Annotated in this window: 2 protein-coding genes; both read left to right on the top strand. The window is 61.5% G+C overall.

Annotation, left to right across the window (positions count from 1 at the left end):
• The coding region (locus AC0L2X_RS32465) for a co-chaperone GroES (protein ID WP_192363281.1) at positions 1-161 on the top strand (161 nt) is incomplete at its 5' end.
• A gap of 62 nt (positions 162-223) precedes the next feature.
• Positions 224-672 (top strand): TCP-1/cpn60 chaperonin family protein (locus tag AC0L2X_RS32460; RefSeq protein ID WP_281033133.1); only part of this gene is annotated, 449 nt, incomplete at its 3' end.

Raw genomic sequence — 672 nt, 5'->3', positions numbered from 1 at the left:
TCGGTTCCGGCGCCCGCGACGAAGCCGGCAAGCTCGTCCCGCTGGACGTCAAGGCCGGCGACCGCATCCTGTTCGGCAAGTGGTCGGGCACCGAAGTCAAGCTCAATGGCGAAGACCTTCTGATCATGAAGGAATCCGACATTATGGGCATCATCGGCTGAATATCGGCCTCACCCTCATCTAAATCTTCGGGCTCAATCCAAGCCCCTGCCAGGAGCTAAAAATGGCTGCCAAAGACGTAAAATTCTCCCGCGACGCTCGTGAGCGCATGCTGCGCGGCGTCAACATCCTCGCCGACGCGGTGAAGGTCACGCTCGGCCCCAAGGGCCGCAACGTCGTCATCGACAAGTCGTTCGGCGCACCGCGCATCACCAAGGACGGCGTCACCGTCGCCAAGGAAATCGAGCTTGAGGACAAGTTCGAAAACATGGGCGCGCAGATGGTCCGCGAAGTTGCTTCGAAGACCAACGACATCGCCGGCGACGGCACCACGACCGCGACCGTTCTGGCACAGTCGATCGTCCAGGAAGGCCACAAGGCGGTTGCCGCCGGCATGAACCCGATGGACCTCAAGCGCGGCATCGATCTCGCCGTCGCCGACGTCGTCGCGACGCTGATCAAGAACGCCAAGAAGATCAAGACCTCGGAAGAGGTTGCCCAGGTCGGCACCAT

This window comes from Mesorhizobium sp. WSM4828 (assembly GCF_055811175.1).
Note: the sequence above shows the minus strand (reverse complement) of the source record. Positions and strands in the feature narration are given on the sequence as shown.